Source organism: Mycobacterium sp. 141 (genome assembly GCF_000382405.1).
GTDB lineage: Bacteria > Actinomycetota > Actinomycetes > Mycobacteriales > Mycobacteriaceae > Mycobacterium.
This window is the reverse complement of sequence record NZ_KB908264.1, coordinates 112,024-127,078: the sequence shown is the minus strand read 5'-3', so window position 1 is coordinate 127,078 and position 15,055 is coordinate 112,024. Positions and strand designations below refer to the sequence as shown.

General features: G+C 66.7%; 16 protein-coding genes. 7 read left to right on the top strand and 9 right to left on the bottom strand.

The window, feature by feature from the left end; translation table 11 throughout:
• Positions 1-37 precede the first annotated feature (37 nt).
• From H276_RS0114740 to H276_RS0114730, 3 genes are all read left to right on the top strand, one after another.
• Positions 38-478, top strand: coding sequence for a Fur family transcriptional regulator (locus tag H276_RS0114740; RefSeq protein WP_019972076.1), 441 nt, complete (start codon positions 38-40; stop codon positions 476-478).
• Complete coding sequence (locus H276_RS0114735) at positions 475-1,935, top strand: catalase (protein WP_019972075.1); 1,461 nt, start codon at positions 475-477, stop codon at positions 1,933-1,935. The genes H276_RS0114740 and H276_RS0114735 overlap by 4 nt, the downstream gene beginning before the upstream one ends.
• Positions 1,936-2,112: 177 nt before the next feature.
• Positions 2,113-3,114, top strand: coding sequence for a GNAT family N-acetyltransferase (locus H276_RS0114730; RefSeq protein WP_019972074.1), 1,002 nt, complete (start codon positions 2,113-2,115; stop codon positions 3,112-3,114).
• Positions 3,115-3,146: 32 nt separating this feature from the next.
• Here H276_RS0114730 and H276_RS0114725 read toward each other — a convergent pair whose 3' ends face one another.
• The gene (locus tag H276_RS0114725) at positions 3,147-3,872 is read right to left on the bottom strand and encodes an LpqN/LpqT family lipoprotein (RefSeq protein WP_019972073.1); all 726 of its coding nucleotides are present in this window, start codon (positions 3,870-3,872) and stop codon (positions 3,147-3,149) included.
• 213 nt (positions 3,873-4,085) lie between these two features.
• On the bottom strand, positions 4,086-4,262 hold the full coding sequence (locus H276_RS0114720; protein ID WP_231376683.1) for a hypothetical protein: 177 nt from the start codon (positions 4,260-4,262) through the stop codon (positions 4,086-4,088).
• Positions 4,263-4,475: 213 nt separating this feature from the next.
• Between H276_RS0114720 and H276_RS0114715 the strand changes: the two genes are divergently transcribed.
• Complete coding sequence (locus H276_RS0114715) at positions 4,476-5,147, top strand: DUF5642 family protein (protein ID WP_155943103.1); 672 nt, start codon at positions 4,476-4,478, stop codon at positions 5,145-5,147.
• A gap of 28 nt (positions 5,148-5,175) precedes the next feature.
• Positions 5,176-5,850 (top strand): DUF5642 family protein, encoded by a 675-nt coding sequence (locus tag H276_RS0114710; RefSeq protein WP_019972069.1) that lies wholly within the window; start codon positions 5,176-5,178, stop codon positions 5,848-5,850.
• Between the two features lie 9 nt (positions 5,851-5,859).
• Here the strand turns inward: H276_RS0114710 and H276_RS0114705 are convergent, their stop codons facing one another.
• Positions 5,860-6,456, bottom strand: a complete 597-nt coding sequence (locus H276_RS0114705) for an alpha-ketoglutarate-dependent dioxygenase AlkB (protein WP_019972068.1) — start codon at positions 6,454-6,456, stop codon at positions 5,860-5,862.
• Between the two features lie 33 nt (positions 6,457-6,489).
• Positions 6,490-6,921, bottom strand: a complete 432-nt coding sequence (gene soxR / locus H276_RS0114700) for a redox-sensitive transcriptional activator SoxR (RefSeq protein ID WP_019972067.1) — start codon at positions 6,919-6,921, stop codon at positions 6,490-6,492.
• A 24-nt stretch (positions 6,922-6,945) separates the two neighbouring features.
• Between soxR and arcA the strand changes: the two genes are divergently transcribed.
• The gene (gene arcA, locus H276_RS0114695; RefSeq protein ID WP_196807924.1) at positions 6,946-8,175 is read left to right on the top strand and encodes an arginine deiminase; all 1,230 of its coding nucleotides are present in this window, start codon (positions 6,946-6,948) and stop codon (positions 8,173-8,175) included.
• A gap of 38 nt (positions 8,176-8,213) precedes the next feature.
• On the opposite strand, the gene H276_RS0114690 is transcribed toward arcA, so the two are convergent.
• Complete coding sequence (locus H276_RS0114690; protein ID WP_019972065.1) at positions 8,214-9,053, bottom strand: type IV toxin-antitoxin system AbiEi family antitoxin; 840 nt, start codon at positions 9,051-9,053, stop codon at positions 8,214-8,216.
• Between the two features lie 113 nt (positions 9,054-9,166).
• On the bottom strand, positions 9,167-10,717 hold the full coding sequence (locus tag H276_RS0114685; RefSeq protein WP_019972064.1) for a dolichyl-phosphate-mannose--protein mannosyltransferase: 1,551 nt from the start codon (positions 10,715-10,717) through the stop codon (positions 9,167-9,169).
• 24 nt (positions 10,718-10,741) lie between these two features.
• On the opposite strand from H276_RS0114685, the gene rsmI reads away from it, so the two are divergent.
• Entirely contained in the window at positions 10,742-11,578 is an 837-nt protein-coding gene (gene rsmI, locus H276_RS0114680; protein ID WP_026357007.1) for a 16S rRNA (cytidine(1402)-2'-O)-methyltransferase, read from the top strand.
• Here the strand turns inward: rsmI and H276_RS0114675 are convergent.
• From H276_RS0114675 to H276_RS0114665, 3 genes are read right to left on the bottom strand one after another with little or no spacing between them, the layout of a single operon-like run.
• Positions 11,534-12,856 (bottom strand): aminodeoxychorismate synthase component I, encoded by a 1,323-nt coding sequence (locus H276_RS0114675; protein WP_019972062.1) that lies wholly within the window; start codon positions 12,854-12,856, stop codon positions 11,534-11,536. The genes rsmI and H276_RS0114675 overlap by 45 nt on opposite strands.
• Before the next feature lie 20 nt (positions 12,857-12,876).
• The gene (locus H276_RS0114670; protein ID WP_019972061.1) at positions 12,877-13,791 is read right to left on the bottom strand and encodes an RNA polymerase sigma-70 factor; all 915 of its coding nucleotides are present in this window, start codon (positions 13,789-13,791) and stop codon (positions 12,877-12,879) included.
• Positions 13,788-14,999 (bottom strand): NAD(P)/FAD-dependent oxidoreductase, encoded by a 1,212-nt coding sequence (locus H276_RS0114665; protein WP_019972060.1) that lies wholly within the window; start codon positions 14,997-14,999, stop codon positions 13,788-13,790. Before H276_RS0114665 ends, H276_RS0114670 begins: the two co-directional genes overlap by 4 nt.
• Positions 15,000-15,055 lie beyond the last annotated feature (56 nt).

Genomic DNA, 15,055 nt, shown 5'->3' with positions numbered 1-15,055 from the left:
GAGACAACAGATCCCACGAATGGGAGTGAGGCGCGGTATGACGCTTTGGCGGGACGAGTTGCGGGCGGCTGGGTTGCGGGTGACCGAGGCGCGGCTCGCGGTGCTCGCCGAGGTGGGTGAGTCGCCGCACGCCGCCGTCGACGAGATCATCGCCGGCGCGCGTGGCCGCATCGGATCGCTGTCGGTACAGGCCGGATACAACGTGGTGTATGCGCTGACGAAAGCGGGCCTGCTGCGTCGGATCGAACCGGCCGGCTCGCCCGCGCGCTACGAAATTGAGACCGGCGACAACCACCACCATGTGGTGTGCCGTCAGTGCGGCGCGATCGTAGACGTCGAATGCGCTGCTGCGAGCGCACCGTGCCTGCGCGTCGACGCCGAGGTCGGCTTCGTGATCGACGAGGCCGAAGTGACCTTTTGGGGCACGTGTCCCGAATGCCAAGTCGGTAACAGCACCACTGATCGGAGATTCGCATGACCGCAACAGAATCCACGGGCTCGACCACCGGCACCGGTGCTCCGGCCGCGAGTGATCGCAACTCGCTGACCGTCGGATCCAATGGCCCGATCGTGCTACACGATGTGCACTTCCTGGAGCAGATGGCGCATTTCAACCGGGAACGAGTGCCTGAGCGCAGCCCGCACGCCAAGGGTTCGGGCGCTTTCGGCGTCCTCAAGGTCACCGAGGATGTCTCGCAATACACCAAGGCGGCCCTGTTCCAGAAGGGTGCCAACACCGACCTGCTGGTCCGCTTCTCTACCGTCGCCGGCGAGCAAGGTAGCCCGGACACGTGGCGCGACGTCCGCGGCTACGCGATGAAGTTCTACACGTCCGAGGGTAACTACGACATTGTCGGCAACAACACCCCGGTGTTCTTCCTGCGCGACCCGATCAAGTTCCCACACTTCATCCGTAGCCAGAAACGTCTGCCGGATTCTGGGTTGCGCTCGGCCCAGATGCAGTGGGACTTCTGGACGTTGAACCCCGAATCCGCCCACCAGGTCACCTATCTCATGGGTCGCCGCGGGCTGCCCAGGACGTGGCGCCATATGAACGGCTACGGCTCACATACCTATATGTGGGTCAACGCGGCCGGCGAGAAGTTCTGGGTCAAGTATCACTTCCACACCCATCAGGGCGAAGAGTTCCTCACCAACGCTGAGGCCGAGGCCTTGTCGGGTGCAGACGCCGACTTCCACCGCCGGGATCTGTTCGACGCCATCGCCCGGGGTGACTACCCGAGTTGGCGGGTCTCGGTACAGGTGATGCCGTACGCCGAGGCGGCCGACTACCGGTTCAATCCGTTCGATCTGACCAAGGTGTGGCCGCACGCCGACTACCCTTTGATCCCGCTGGGTATCTACACGCTCAACCGCAATCCGGAGAATTTCTTCGCCCAGATCGAACAGGCCGCATTCTCGCCGGGTAACACCGTGCCCGGTACCGGACTGTCGCCGGACAAGATGCTGCTCGGCCGGGCTTTCGCTTATGCAGACGCCCAGCGGAACCGGATCGGCACCAACTTCCACCAGCTACCGGTGAACCAGCCACGTGCGGGCGTGTCCGTGAACACCTATCTGTTCGACGGTCAGATGACCTACCACCACGCAGGTGCAGCGGCGGTATATGCGCCGAACAGCATCGGGCGCCCCTGGTCGGACGATATCGGCCCGGCCGAGGACGGCTGGGAGGCCGACGGCGAGCTGTTGCGCGCGGCATACGCGCTGCACGCCGAGGATGACGACTTCGGCCAGGCCGGCACCTTGGTGCGGCAGGTCTGGGACGACGCACAGCGGGATGCGGCCGTGAGTCAGGTGGCCGGCGCGCTGGGAGCGGTCACCGGTGAGGTGCTCGACCGAGCGCTGCAGTACTGGCGCAACATCGACAGCGAGCTGGGTGCGCGCATCGAGAAGGCTGTGCGCCAAGGGCACTGATCTCACCGTGATGTCATGAGGATGGCGTCACGGAGCGAGCCGTGGCCACTGGGCCCGAGTGCCTGTGGTCATCGGCTCGGGCGTGGCGCGTGAGCCTCCTTCAGTTTTTGCCGCGTCCGCCCTCGGGGTATGGGCATCCCGTCGTAGCCTGGTGCCATCTTCGGAACCGGAGGCGACGTGGCCGAACTGACCCAAGTCCGCGCCGACGAACTGGCTGCCCTGGAGTTCTTCGCCGACTGTCGGCCATCGGATCTGGTACCGCTGGCCGCGCAGTTGCGGCCGTTGGCGGCGGTGCCCGGCGAGGTTCTGATGAGGCAGGGCGAGCGTGCCGTGTCTTTCCTGGCGATCCGCGTCGGGCGCGCAGATGTCGTTCACGTCGGTGACGACGGGACGACGACGGTTGTCCAGATCGGTCCGGGTCTGATCGTCGGGGAAATCGCCCTGCTGCGCGACTCGCCGCGAACCGCTACAGTCCTGGCTGCCGAGCCGTTGCTCGGGTGGGTCGGGGACCGGGAAGCGTTCGCCACCCTGCTCGAACTTCCCGGCATGCTCGACAAGGTCGTGCGGATCGCGCGACAGCGGCTGGCGGCGTTCATCACCCCGATCCCGGTGCAGGTGCGTAGTGGGGACTGGTTCTATTTGCGCCCCGTCCTACCCGGTGATGTCGAACGCACCATGAACGGGCCTGTCGAGTTCTCCGGCGAAACCCTCTACCGCCGTTTCCAATCGGTGCGCAAGCCGACCAAGGCGTTGTTGGAGTACCTGTTTGAGGTGGATTACGCCGATCACTTCGTCTGGGTGATGACCGAGGGGGCGCTCGGGCCTGTGATCGCCGACGCCCGGTTCGTGCGGGACGAACACGATTCGACGACGGCAGAGGTGGCGTTCACCGTCGGTGACGACTATCAGGGCCGTGGCATCGGCACCTTTTTGATGTGCGCGCTGGTGGTGTCGGCAGAATATCTTGGCGTTCAACGCTTTACCGCGCGGGTGCTGAGTGACAACTACGCCATGCGACACATACTCGACCGGCTCGGAGCGGACTGGCATCGCGATGACCTTGGTGTGGTGAGCACCGAAGTTGTTGTGCCGCCCCCGGATACGTTGCCGTTCCCGTCAACGCTCATCGGGCAGATCCGTGACGCCACACGGCAGGTCATCCGGGCGGTGAGCCAGTGATGACGGCCGATCCCGGCGGATAGCCGTCGCGATCAGGGTGTGATGGTGGTCTGCTCGTCGATCATGGCGGTGGCGTCGAGCAGTGCACCCATCTGGTCCTCAAGCCCATCGGCGTTGAGCTGCAACACATACAGGCCACCCTGGCCGGGGATCACCACGGTCTTCTGGGCGATCACCCGCTTGACGCCTTCGCGGACGTAGCCGCCGCCGAACTGGAACGCTTGGAACCCGCCGAGGGTGCTGCTGGCGCCGTCACCCATCGCCTCGTAGCCGGGTAGGTTTTTGATCTCGTTCGGGGCGTACTCGAGGATCTTCGCGGGGTCGACGTTGCCGGTAAGTCTGGACATCAGGGCGATGACCGACGGCGGATCTGCCGCGAACTCTGGGTCGTCGGAGACGATCGCGTCCCAAGCCCAGTCCGGCATCTTGTCGCCAGCCGACGACCAACCGGACGGAACCGGCAGATCCAGTGTCGGCGTACCCGGATCGCCTCGGTGGACCGCGGTTTCGACCAGGTTGTTGTCCCGGATGTAGTCGACGATGGTGTAGTTGGGGCCAGCGGCGGCTGCTGGCGACGGTTCGCCGCTTGGGCCCTGCTCATCCGGCATGGTCGTTGTCGCGGTGCTGCTTTCAGTCGACGTCGACTTGCTGGTGTCCTGCGACTTGTTGCCGGAACCGCAGCCCACCAGCGAGATGGCGAGCGCGACAGCGGCGACGGCGATGCCGCCGGCCCGCAGGGACTGCGAAATCGCGGTCATCAGGTCTCCGATCGGTTGGTCGGCACGGTTTCGCCAGGCACGCGTGGTCGCCCGTCGAAATCGGATTGGAACACACAGCGGCTTGCTACGCGGCAGTATTCGACAATTGCCGGGGCGGCAGTTCTATGGGCGCGCTTGCATTGTCAAGGATTTCTCCTTGGGAAATCGAGAACTGTTCCCGCTGTGCTCTCGTGGCCTGGCTCCGTGTCGGCGTCAGCACGTCGCAGTGAGCAGCACCATCGGTCTCATCAGCGGTAACGGTTGCACCGAATTCACCGTGCATCGCTCCAGCGGAGCGGTGCCCTGCCTGGTCACCACCACCTGGTAGCCGTCGTGCTCCAATTCGGACATGGTGTCCTGCGCTGACCCCACACCCGATGGTGAAGCCATTGCCGGCGCTGCGAGACCGAGTGTGAACGCGGACAGCGCGCCCCCGACGATCGTCGCATATGCCAACCCATGCACTGTCTTGCCTTCCCGAGTGTTGTCGTCGATTGAGGACCCACATGTTCAAACCGAGAGTGCCGGAGTTTAATTCCACTGAATCCCAACAGTTGTCAAATGATTGGCGACTGAAAATCGGTTGACAGTCGTGCTAGACAGGTGGTCGTGCGGAAAGCGGTGGCCGCATTGGCCCTGACGTGGTGCGTGGTGGCGTGTGCTGGACCGCCGGCACCGAGCACGACGCCGACGTCGACCGCGACGACGACCGTGGGCCCGGCCATGATGAATCCGGCGAGGATCGACCGAGTGCGCCAGAATCTGCCCACCGGCTATGACATCGCCGTGATTGACCGGCGCGTCACACCGATCGCCCTTTGGGGATTCGGCTCACAGTGGGTCGCCGATCCGCCGCAGTGCGGGGCGTTGGCGGCGCCGCCGGTGGATCCGGCCACCGCACGCGGTTGGTCGGGTTCGGGTCCCGGCGGAATCGTCTATGCCGTCGTGGCGCGGACAACGGCGCAACAAGATCCGGCTCTCGGCGAACAGTGCGAGCAGTGGTCTGTCAGCGGCGGCCACAGCAATGCCACGGTGATGGCCGTTGCCGCACCGGCCATCCCCCATGCCCGGACCACCGGCATGACGACCGTGATCTCGACCGTCGTCGAAGGCGGCAACGAAACCCGTTCGCACGCCGACACGTTCACCGCCGATCTGGGTGAGTTTCACTGCTTCGTCACCGTCGTCGCCGATCCAGGCTCGCCGTCCCCGCCACTCGGCGCGGACTTCGCTGCGGACCTGTTGGTGAAAACGGTGTCGGCGATACGCGGCTGAGCCGGTAGCTCCCGGTAAGTTGGCAGCGATGCCGAACCGGAACGTGCTACCTGTCATCGCAGGCACCGTCGTCAGTGCCTGTGCTTTGGTGGCCTGCAGTCACTCGGACAAGCAGGCGTATCCCAATGCCAACATCGCCAACGTGACCCAGGTGAAGACGGATTTTGGGCCCGAGTTCAAGGTAAAGGACATCGCGCCCACGGGGATTGACCCAAAAATACTTGCGCCACAGAAGATCCCACCTGGAATGGCCTTCGAGCCCGCCGACTGCTCGAAGTTCGCCGAAGGACAGACGTTTCCTCCCGGGCTCAAGGGCAACATGGCCGCCTCGGTGGCCGAGGGAGCGGGCCAGCGGTTCATCGTGCTCGCCGTGGAAACCTCCGAGCCGATCCCGGTGAATCATCCCGGTGAGGAGTGCAAACAGGTGAAGTTCGTCGGACCGGGCTCGCGCGGGCAGGTCGACGTGGTCGAGGCGCCGGAGATCGACGGCATACCCACTCTCGGCACACACCGGGTGGTGCAGACCTGGGTTCAGGGGCATTCCCGGACCGGCGAGCTGTACAACTACGTGGCGAGCTTCGGGCCTTACCTCGTGATCGTCACCGCCAACCCGCTGGTGCAACCCGACAAGCCCGTGACGCCAGTCGACACCGGAAAGGCGCGTGACCTGCTGACCTCCGCGGTCGCCGCCGTTAAGGGCTAATTTGCCGGGTCAGTGCACACCGTGCGGCCGGAACTGGATGCTGATCCGCGGACCGACCAGCCTGCTGGTCTTCGGTATCGAATGCTCCCAGGTGCGCTGGCATGAGCCACCCATCACCAGCAGGTCGCCGTGCCGGTGCTGTAACCGCAGTGCATGCCCGCCGCCGCGCGGACGTAGTGCGAAAACCCTTGTCGCACCGAGGCATACGATCGCCACCATGGTGTCCTCGGTACGGCCGCGGCCGATGGTGTCGCCATGCCATGCCACGCTGTCGTTGCCGTCGCGGTACATGCACAGCCCGGCGGTCGTGAAGGGTTCGCCGAGTTCGCCGCCGTAGGTGTCGTTGAGCCGGCGCCGGATCTGCTTGAGCCGGGGATGCGGCACCGGTTCGTTGACCAGATGGTGAAAGCTGACCAGCCGAGGTACGTCGACCACCCGGTCGTACATCTCGCGCTGCTCGGCGCGCCACGGGATGGTGTCCATCAGCTCCTCGAACAGCGAATCAGCATCGGGCAGCCAGCCGGAACGCAGCTCCACCCAGGCCCCATTGCCGAGTCTGCGACGTTCCGCGTGCTCGAACAGCGAGCCTTGCAGCGCCAGCTCCATGGCCGCGAGTGTATCGCACAGACGTTCGATGCGTCAGAGGCGAGAGGCTCCCGGGCCCTGCCCCGCCAACACGTCCCCGGGGTTGGTCAGCCGACAGGTTTTCAGGCTCAGGCAGCCGCAGCCGATGCAGCCGGTCAGATTGTCCCGCAACCGTTGTAAGTGCAGGATGCGGTCGTCGAGATCCTGCCGCCAGCCGGCCGAAAGTTTGGCCCAGTCCTTGCTGGTCGGTACCCGGTCGGCGGGCAGGGTGGCGAGCGCTTCACGGATCCGAGCCAGCGGGATGCCGAGGCGCTGTGACATTCGGATGAACGCCACCCGGCGCAGCGTCTCGCGGGCGTAGCGGCGCTGGTTGCCCGACGTGCGACGGCTGCTGATGAGCCCTTCGCGTTCGTAGAAGTGCAGGGCTGAAACCGCTACGCCGCTCCGGCGGGCCAGCTCGCCCGGAGTCAGCTCGTGCGTGTCCATGACACCTAAACCCTACTTGAGGTGATGCTTGGGGTTACCGTTCTCGTTGTGGCTGATGTTGTGCTGGGCTCCAACTCCGAGGTTGGCACGCTGCGGGTTGTTATTTTGCACCGCCCGGGCCCTGAACTGCAGCGGTTGACGCCGCGTAACAACGATGCCCTGTTGTTCGACGGCCTGCCGTGGGTCTCCAAGGCGCAGCAGGAACATGACGCTTTCGCCGAGCTGCTGCGCTCGCGCGGCGTCGAGGTGTTGTTGCTGGCCGATCTGCTCACCGAGGCGCTCGCCAGCGGTGCGGCCCGGATGCACGGCATATCGGCTGCAGTGGACGGGCGCCGCCTGGGTCTGCCTCTGGCGCAGGAACTCTCGGTTTACCTGCGGACTCTGGGGCCCACCGCCCTGGCGCACGTGCTGATGGCGGGTATGACGTTCAACGAATTGCCGTTCAGCGGTGCGGAGATCTCACTGGTGCGGCGGATGCACCACGGCGGCGACTTCGTCATCGACCCACTACCGAACCTGCTGTTCACCCGCGACTCGTCGATCTGGATCGGGCCACGCGTGGCTATCCCGTCGCTGGCCCTGCCCGCGCGGGTGCGGGAGACCTCGTTGACCGACCTGATCTACGCCCACCATCCACGATTCCTCGGTGTCCGGCGAGCCTACGAATCCCGGTCGGCTCCGGTCGAGGGCGGCGATGTGCTGCTGTTGGCCCCCGGCGTCATCGCGGTGGGAGTGGGGGAGCGCACCACGCCCGCAGGCGCGGAAGCCTTGGCGCGCAGCCTGTTCGACGACGATCTCGCCCACACGGTTCTCGCGGTGCCGATCGCCCAGGAGCGGGCCCAGATGCACCTGGACACCGTCTGCACGATGGTCGACGTCGACGCCGTGGTGATGTACCCGAACATTGTGGATTCACTGTCCGCGTTCACCATTCACCGTGAAGACCGTGGCGTGCGGATCGACGAGGCAGTGCCGTTCGTCCGCGCCGCCGCCGAGGCGATGGGCATCGACAAGTTGCGGGTGATCGACACGGGGCTGGATCCTGTCACAGCCGAACGTGAGCAGTGGGACGACGGCAACAACACCCTGGCGGTCGCGCCGGGTGTGGTGGTTGCCTACGAGCGCAATGCCCAAACCAACACGCGGCTTGCCGATTCCGGCATCGAGGTGCTGGCGATCGCGGCCTCGGAGCTGGGCACCGGCCGCGGCGGGCCGCGCTGCATGTCGTGTCCGGCCGCTCGGGACCCGCTGTAGAGGTCGAGATTGCGCTCACGGCTGTGATCGATGCGAATTCACGACCCTCTGCGCAATCTCAACGCTTCGCGGACCCTGTGCAGGATGAACGCGCGGCTATGCTCGGCCACCACGTGGATGTCGATCCAGCCTTCACGGGCCACGAGTTCGTTGCGGCCGATGTCGTGGACATAGCGGGGGCGCTGCGTGGCGTGGTGTTTACCGTCGTAGTCGACCCCGACCATCGGCTCGTCGTACCCCATGTCGATGAATGCTTCGTTGAAGCCGTCGGTCACCCGAATCTGCGTCCGTGGTCGTGGTAGGCCGTCATCGATCAAGATGAGACGTATCCGGGTTTCCTGGGGTGACTCGGCACCGCCGTCCATCAAATCCAATGCGACCTCAGCCCGCCGCAATCCGCGTGCCCGTGGGTAGCGTTCGGCGAGCCGCAGAGCGTCGGGCGCCTTGACGTCAGTAGCCCGAGCGAGTGCGTCAAGATGTCGCACGGCCGGGTTCCGGTGCAGGTGACGCGCGAGATCCAGCGCGGTTCGCTGCGGCGTCGTCACTGGTAGGCCCGAGATTTCGACAATGTCGTCAGCGTCGATGCGCTCGTTGCGTACGACAATCCCCGATGGCGGGCGGCCGTTGCGCCAAATCATCTCGACGGGAGAGTCGTGAGGTACCCACAGCGCGCCGTGTAGTGCGGCTGCAGCCCGACCGGCGATCACACCGTTGCGGCGCGACCACAGCCAGGCCCCGGTGGTTCGGTGTCGTAAAGTCTGCTCGGCCGCCCGCGCCAGATAGACGTCGGGAAAGATCGCGGTGTAGTTCCATCGCAGGGCACTGCGGGTGAGGGCGCCACGTTTGAGCGTCTCGCTGCCGATGAAGACCTCTTGCATGTCGTGATGGTGGGATGCGAGACCGACAAATACCGATGGCAATGTTGAAATTGCGCTCAGGGCTGTGGATAACTCGAAATCACGACCCTGAACGCAATTTCAACCACGCCCGCCTACCGCCAACTCGGCAGCACGATCTCCAGGTTCCACGTGCCCTGGGAGATCGGCAGCCCGGTGAGAATCGGGTACATCCACGCGAAGTTGGTGATGACGAGCGCGACGTAGCCGCACACCACCATCAGGCCCAGCGTTCGGCGTTCGGGGTTCTGGTGTGGTTTGTGCAGGATGTCGCCGAGGATCAGTGCGATGGCCAGCACCATGAACGGCGCCATCACCACGGCGTAGAAGAAGTACATCTGCCGGTCGATATCGGCGAACCAGGGCAGGAAGCCCGCCGCGTAGCCGACGAGCACCACGGCGTAGCGCCAGTCGCGGCGGATGACGGCCCGCCACAACGCCCAGCCGACCACCGGCACCGCGATGAACCACATGGCCGGGGTGCCCGCGAGCATCACCGCCTTGACGCACGACTGCGCTCCGCAGCCCGGCACATCGTGGTTGTCGATCGCGTACAGCACGGGCCGTAGCGACATCGGCCAGGTCCACGGCTTGGATTCCCAGGGATGGTGGTTTCCTGCGGCATTCGTCAGCCCGGCGTGGAAGCGATAGACCGTGTACGTGTAATGCCACAGTGAGCGGATCGCATCGGGCAACGGCAGCAGCGAATGCGGGCCGATCGACTGTCCGACCTCGTGGCGATCGACGGCGGTCTCGGAAGCGAACCACGGTGCATACGAAGCGAAGTACACCCCGAGCGGGATGAGGCCCAGCGCGTACACCGCCGGCCCCAGATCGCGTCGCAGCATGCCGTGCCACGGTTGCGGCACCTTGTACTGCCTGCGTGCGACGACGTCGAGTGCCAGCGTCATCACACCGAAGAACAGCATGAAGTACAGCCCGGACCACTTCGTGGCGCAGGCCAGGCCCAGCAGGACCCCTGCGCCGAACCGCCACCACCGGACTCCCAGGCGCGGGCCCCACGGCGTCTCGGCGATCCGGCCCTCGGCATAGGCGATGTACATGCGTTCCCGCACCTGATCGCGGTCGACCATGAGGGCGCCGAAGGTCGCCACCACGAACAGCACTTGGAACCCGTCCAGCAGCGCGGTGCGGGCCGCGACGAAGCTGGCCCCGTCTGCGATCAGCAGCAGGCCGGCGATCCCGCCGACCAGCGTCGAACGGCTGATCCGCCGGGCAATCCGAGCCACGAGAACCACGAGGATCACCCCGCACACCGCGCCCGAGAAACGCCACCCCACGCCGTTGTAGCCGAACAGCGCCTCACCGAGGGCGATCAACTGCTTGCCGACCGGCGGGTGGACCACCAGGCCGTAGCCAGGATTGTCCTCGACCCCGTGGTTGAACAGCATCTGCCAGGCCTGCGGCGCGTAGTGCTTCTCATCGAAGATCGGGGTGCCGGCGTCGGTCGGCGAACCGAGGTTCAAGAACCGGCTGACCGCGGCCAGCGCGGCGATCACGGCCGTCATCGCCCAACCCTGCAACCGGTCGACCGGCCCGAAATCGGCGGGCGGGATCAGCGGCGCCGGACTGATGAGCGGAACCGCGTGCTGCGCCGTCGGGGTCTCGGTGGCGGTGGCGGTCACGCAAGCGATCGTAGGCTGTCGGGCGTGACACCCGGGAAACTGCTGATCGGCGCGACGCCGTTGGGCCAGCCATCGGACGCCTCCGCCCGGCTGGTCGCGGCGCTGGCAGACGCGGACATCGTGGCCGCTGAGGACACCCGACGGATCCGCGTACTGGCGCAGGCGCTGGGCGTCACACCCAAAGGGCGGGTGCTGAGTTTCTTCGACCAGAACGAGGCCGGCCGGGTGCCGGGCCTGGTCGAGGAGATCGCCGCAGGGGCGACGGTGCTGGTGGTCAGTGACGCCGGGATGCCGTTGATCAACGATCCGGGCTACCGCCTGGTGGCCGCGTGTATAGAAGCGGGGTGGTCGGTATCTTGCCTGCCCGGCCCGTCGGCCGTGACGACCGCGCTGGCGGTGTCCGGGCTGGCGTCCGACCGGTTCTGCTTCGAGGGTTTCGCGCCGCGCAAGCAGGCCGCCCGCATGGCGTGGCTGCGCAGCCTGGCCCACGAGCTACGCACCTGCGTGTTCTTCGAATCCCCCCGCCGACTCGCCGACACGCTGCGCGATGCTGTCGAAGTGCTGGGTCCGCAGCGACGCGTTGTCGTGTGCCGCGAACTCACCAAGACCCACGAGGAGATCAAGCGAGGCACGCTGGCCGAGCTTGCCGAATGGGCCGCCGACGGCGTGCTGGGGGAGATCACGGTGGTGCTCGCCGGTGCCACACCGAGCGCTGACCTACCCACCCTGATCGCCGAGGTCGAGGAGCTGGTCGACGCCGGAGCCCGGGTCAAGGATGCCTGCGCCGAGGTGATCGCGGCCCATCCGGGCGCACCGTCACGGCGCGAGTTGTACGACGCCGTGCTGCGAGCCCGGGACTGATGCCTTAGTGCTGGTCCGGTCTTGTCCTCCTCGCGTGCGGGGCTGTTCCTGTCCTCCTTGCGTGCGGGGCGGCAGCACGATCGACGCAGCCTTGTGCAGGCACTCCTCCCATTCCCGGTCGGGATCGGAATCCGCGGTGATGCCGCCGCCGACGCCGAGCACAGCAGACCCGTCGGCGCCGAACTCGACGGTCCGGATCGCCACGTTGAGTTCGCAGCCCGCCACCGGTGACGCCAAACCGACTGTGCCGCAATACACTCCGCGTCGTGTCGGCTCCCATTGCCGCAGCAGTTGGCGGGCCCGGGCCTTGGGGGTGCCGGTCACCGATGCGGGCGGAAAGGCGGCCTGTAGCAACCGCGCCATCGGCACTTCGACGGGCACCTCGGCCGCGACCGTCGACACCAGATGCCAGACGCCGGGCGCGGGCTGCACCGACAGCAGTTCGGGCACCGTCACGGTGCCGATGGCGGCGACCCGGCCGAGGTCGTTGCGGACCAGGTCGACGATCATGATGTTCTCGGCGACGTCTTTGACCGAGGCCAACAGATCCGCCGGATTCGCCGATCGGGGCAGCGTGCCCTTGATGGGCCTGGACGTGACGTCGGTGCCGCGGCGACGCAGGAACAGCTCCGGTGACAACGACGCCACCGCACCCCACGCGCCGGACAGGTAGGCGGCGCGGGAGGGCAGGGTCCTGGCTGCCGCGTCGGCGAAGAAGTCCAGCGGATCCCCGTCGAGCTGTCCGGTGAAACGCGTGCACACACAGGCCTGGTACACCTCGCCCGCGGCGATCGCGTCCAGACAGGCCAGCACGCCGTGCCGGTGGACCTCCCGGTCGGGTGGCGCCCAGTGCAGGGCGTAGGGGCCCGCCTGCGGCGTCGGCAACACCGTCAACCACTCGGGAAGAGCTGCGCCGGTGAGGCTTTCGTACCACCAGTGGCCGTCGGAGTCCTGGCGCAGCACGCAGTCCGACCAGCCGCCCGCCGCCTCGGGGATGCGGGGCGCCAACCCGTCGGCCCCGGGATCCGGGTAGGCCAGATAGCCGAACCAGCCGCCGCCGATCTCCGGGTCGACGGTGGTGGGGCTCGGGGCGAACGGGAACGCCGAGGCCGCTGCGACCGGCGCCGCCGCGAGTGACGGGGCGATCACGGCGCGGGAACCGAACCAGTCACCGGTCAGCGCCGCGGGTCCGGGCAACCCGACGCGGGCGGCCGCGGCGGCGACAGCCCGCAATACCACCGCGGGATCACCCAGGGCGCCGAGCCGCTCGATCCGCATGCCACCAGCGTGGCAGAGCCTCAGCGGCTGATCACCCGCGGGATGTCGATGCCGGTCAGCTTGTCCGGGTTGCGCATGGCGTAGAAGTGCGTGATCTTGCCGTCGACGATCTCGATGGTGAACACACCCTCCAACCCGGCGTCGCTGTGAATGACGAACGCGGGTGCATTGTTGAACACGGCCGCGTCGAACTGCAGACCCGGAATTCGCTCGGCGACCCGGAACAGGCCGGTCAGCATCGTGGCGACCTTCTGCGCTCCCACCACGGGACGGCGGGCGGCGCTGGCCTTGCCACCGCTGTCGGCGGTGTAGACGGCGTCCGGCGCAAGGAGCGCCAGCAGGCCATCGACGTCGCCGGTGGCCGCGGAGTCGAGGAACTGTCGGGTGATGCGGGTGGACTCGGCGACGTCGACGGGAGCGAACCGTTTACGCCGCGACTGCACGTGTTGGCGGGACCGGTGCGCCATCTGCCGCACGGCGCTCACGGATTTGCCTACGGCCGAGGCGATTTCGTCGTAACTGAAGCCGAACACCTCGCGCAGGACGAACACCGCCCGCTCGTCGGGGCTGAGCGTCTCCAGCACCACGAGCATTGCCATCGACACCGACTCGGCCAGCACCACGTCAGCAGCGCCGTCGCGGATTTCCAGCAACAGTGGCTCGGGCAGCCACGGGCCGACGTAGTCCTCGCGTCTGCGGGACTGCGCACGCAGCGCGTTGAGTGCCTGCCGGGTGACCAACTGGGCCAGATAGGCTTTGGTATCCGTCACGCCCGCCAGATCCACCTCTGCCCAGCGCAGGTAACTCTCCTGTAGCACGTCGTCGGATTCCGTTGCCGTGCCCAATATCTCGTAGGCGATGGTGAACAGCAACGGCCGCAGCATCGTGAACCGTTCGGCGTGCTCGGTCGAGTTCCTTGCGTTCGGTGTGTTCATGAGATGGTCCTGCTCCTCACGTCCGCACCGGCCAGGGGCTCTTGGCGAGCGGCGGCGAGCTGAAGCTGCCTGTTGCCGCCGCGGAACCAGAAGTACGAGCCCGGTTTCGCCGCTTCACGGCGGATCGCCCACAGTGTGGCCCGGCACACCTGCTCTTTGAGGTAGGCGCCGGTACGGCCGCCGAGGTAGACCTTCCGCGGGCTGTCGTCGGAGTGGCAGAGCTGCGCGGTGCCGAGATTACGCCCGACGCTCACGCATTGCCCGGCGAATGCCTGGTTGATCACCGCAGGCTCGGTCTCTGCGATGCGCGCCAGCACGGTGTTGGCCGCCTGGATGCCCAGCGGTCCAGCCGCCTGGCAGCTCATCCGCAGCGGGATGCCCGACGGGGAGGCGGCGTCACCGGCTGCCACGATGTGCGGATCGTCGACGCTGGTAAGGGTTTCGTCGGTGTACAGCCGGCCGAGCTGATCGGTTGTCAGGCCGCTGGCAGCAGCCAAGCCGGGCACCCCGAAGCCGGTGGTCCACACCGTCACCGCACTGGGTAGTCGGTTGCCGTCGGCCATGACCACCGCGTCGGTCTCGACGGCAGCGACCAGGATGTCGGGCCCGTCGACGATCGAGACCCCCAGCCGGGTCAGCCCTTTGACCACCGAACGGCGTCCGCCCTCACCGAGCGAGGCGCCGACGACATCGGTCACCAGGGTGGCTCGGCGCCCCGCCTCGGCGAACTCAGCAGCCGTTTCGATGCCGGTCAGCCCACCGCCCACGACGATCACCGGCGCGCCGAGCGCCACCTCCCGGAGTCGGTTGCGGAGCCGGACGGCCTGCTCGAATTCGCCTATCGGATAAGCAAATTCGGCAGCGCCCGGCACCGCAGCCGACACGCCCGCAGTGCTGCCGACGGCGTACAGGAGGTAGTCGTAATCGAGCGTGTCACCGGAGCGAAGGTGCACGCGGCGCGCCACGGCATCGATGCGCTCGGCACTGTCGACAAGCAGCCGCACCCGGTCGCCGAGCAACGAGTCGTACGCCTCGGTGGCGTCGTCGTTGCCGGCGACCAGTTGGTGCAGGCGAATCCGCTCGACAAACCGCGGCCGCGGGTTGACCAGTGTCACGGTGACGCCCGCGGCTCCCTGCAGCCGATTGGCGGCCAGCACTCCGGCGTAGCCACCGCCGATCACGGTGATGCGAATGCTCTGCCCGGTCATGGTGTCTCCTTTCAATGGGCTTATGCCCTCGAGACACCGCGCGCGACCGGTTTGTG

What these genes read in the sequence shown, in the direction of transcription:
- arcA (WP_196807924.1), top strand. Translation starts at nt 6,946, where the DNA reads ATGCTTGGGGTTACCGTTCTCGTTGTGGCTGATGTTGTGCTGGGCTCC.
- H276_RS0114740 (WP_019972076.1), top strand. Translation starts at nt 38, where the DNA reads ATGACGCTTTGGCGGGACGAGTTGCGGGCGGCTGGGTTGCGGGTGACC.
- H276_RS0114675 (WP_019972062.1), bottom strand. Translation starts at nt 12,856, where the DNA reads ATGCGGATCGAGCGGCTCGGCGCCCTGGGTGATCCCGCGGTGGTATTG.
- soxR (WP_019972067.1), bottom strand. Translation starts at nt 6,921, where the DNA reads ATGGACACGCACGAGCTGACTCCGGGCGAGCTGGCCCGCCGGAGCGGC.
- H276_RS0114670 (WP_019972061.1), bottom strand. Translation starts at nt 13,791, where the DNA reads ATGAACACACCGAACGCAAGGAACTCGACCGAGCACGCCGAACGGTTC.
- H276_RS0114720 (WP_231376683.1), bottom strand. Translation starts at nt 4,262, where the DNA reads ATGGCTTCACCATCGGGTGTGGGGTCAGCGCAGGACACCATGTCCGAA.
- H276_RS0114710 (WP_019972069.1), top strand. Translation starts at nt 5,176, where the DNA reads ATGCCGAACCGGAACGTGCTACCTGTCATCGCAGGCACCGTCGTCAGT.
- H276_RS0114690 (WP_019972065.1), bottom strand. Translation starts at nt 9,053, where the DNA reads ATGCAAGAGGTCTTCATCGGCAGCGAGACGCTCAAACGTGGCGCCCTC.
- H276_RS0114705 (WP_019972068.1), bottom strand. Translation starts at nt 6,456, where the DNA reads ATGGAGCTGGCGCTGCAAGGCTCGCTGTTCGAGCACGCGGAACGTCGC.
- H276_RS0114735 (WP_019972075.1), top strand. Translation starts at nt 475, where the DNA reads ATGACCGCAACAGAATCCACGGGCTCGACCACCGGCACCGGTGCTCCG.
- H276_RS0114665 (WP_019972060.1), bottom strand. Translation starts at nt 14,999, where the DNA reads ATGACCGGGCAGAGCATTCGCATCACCGTGATCGGCGGTGGCTACGCC.
- H276_RS0114725 (WP_019972073.1), bottom strand. Translation starts at nt 3,872, where the DNA reads ATGACCGCGATTTCGCAGTCCCTGCGGGCCGGCGGCATCGCCGTCGCC.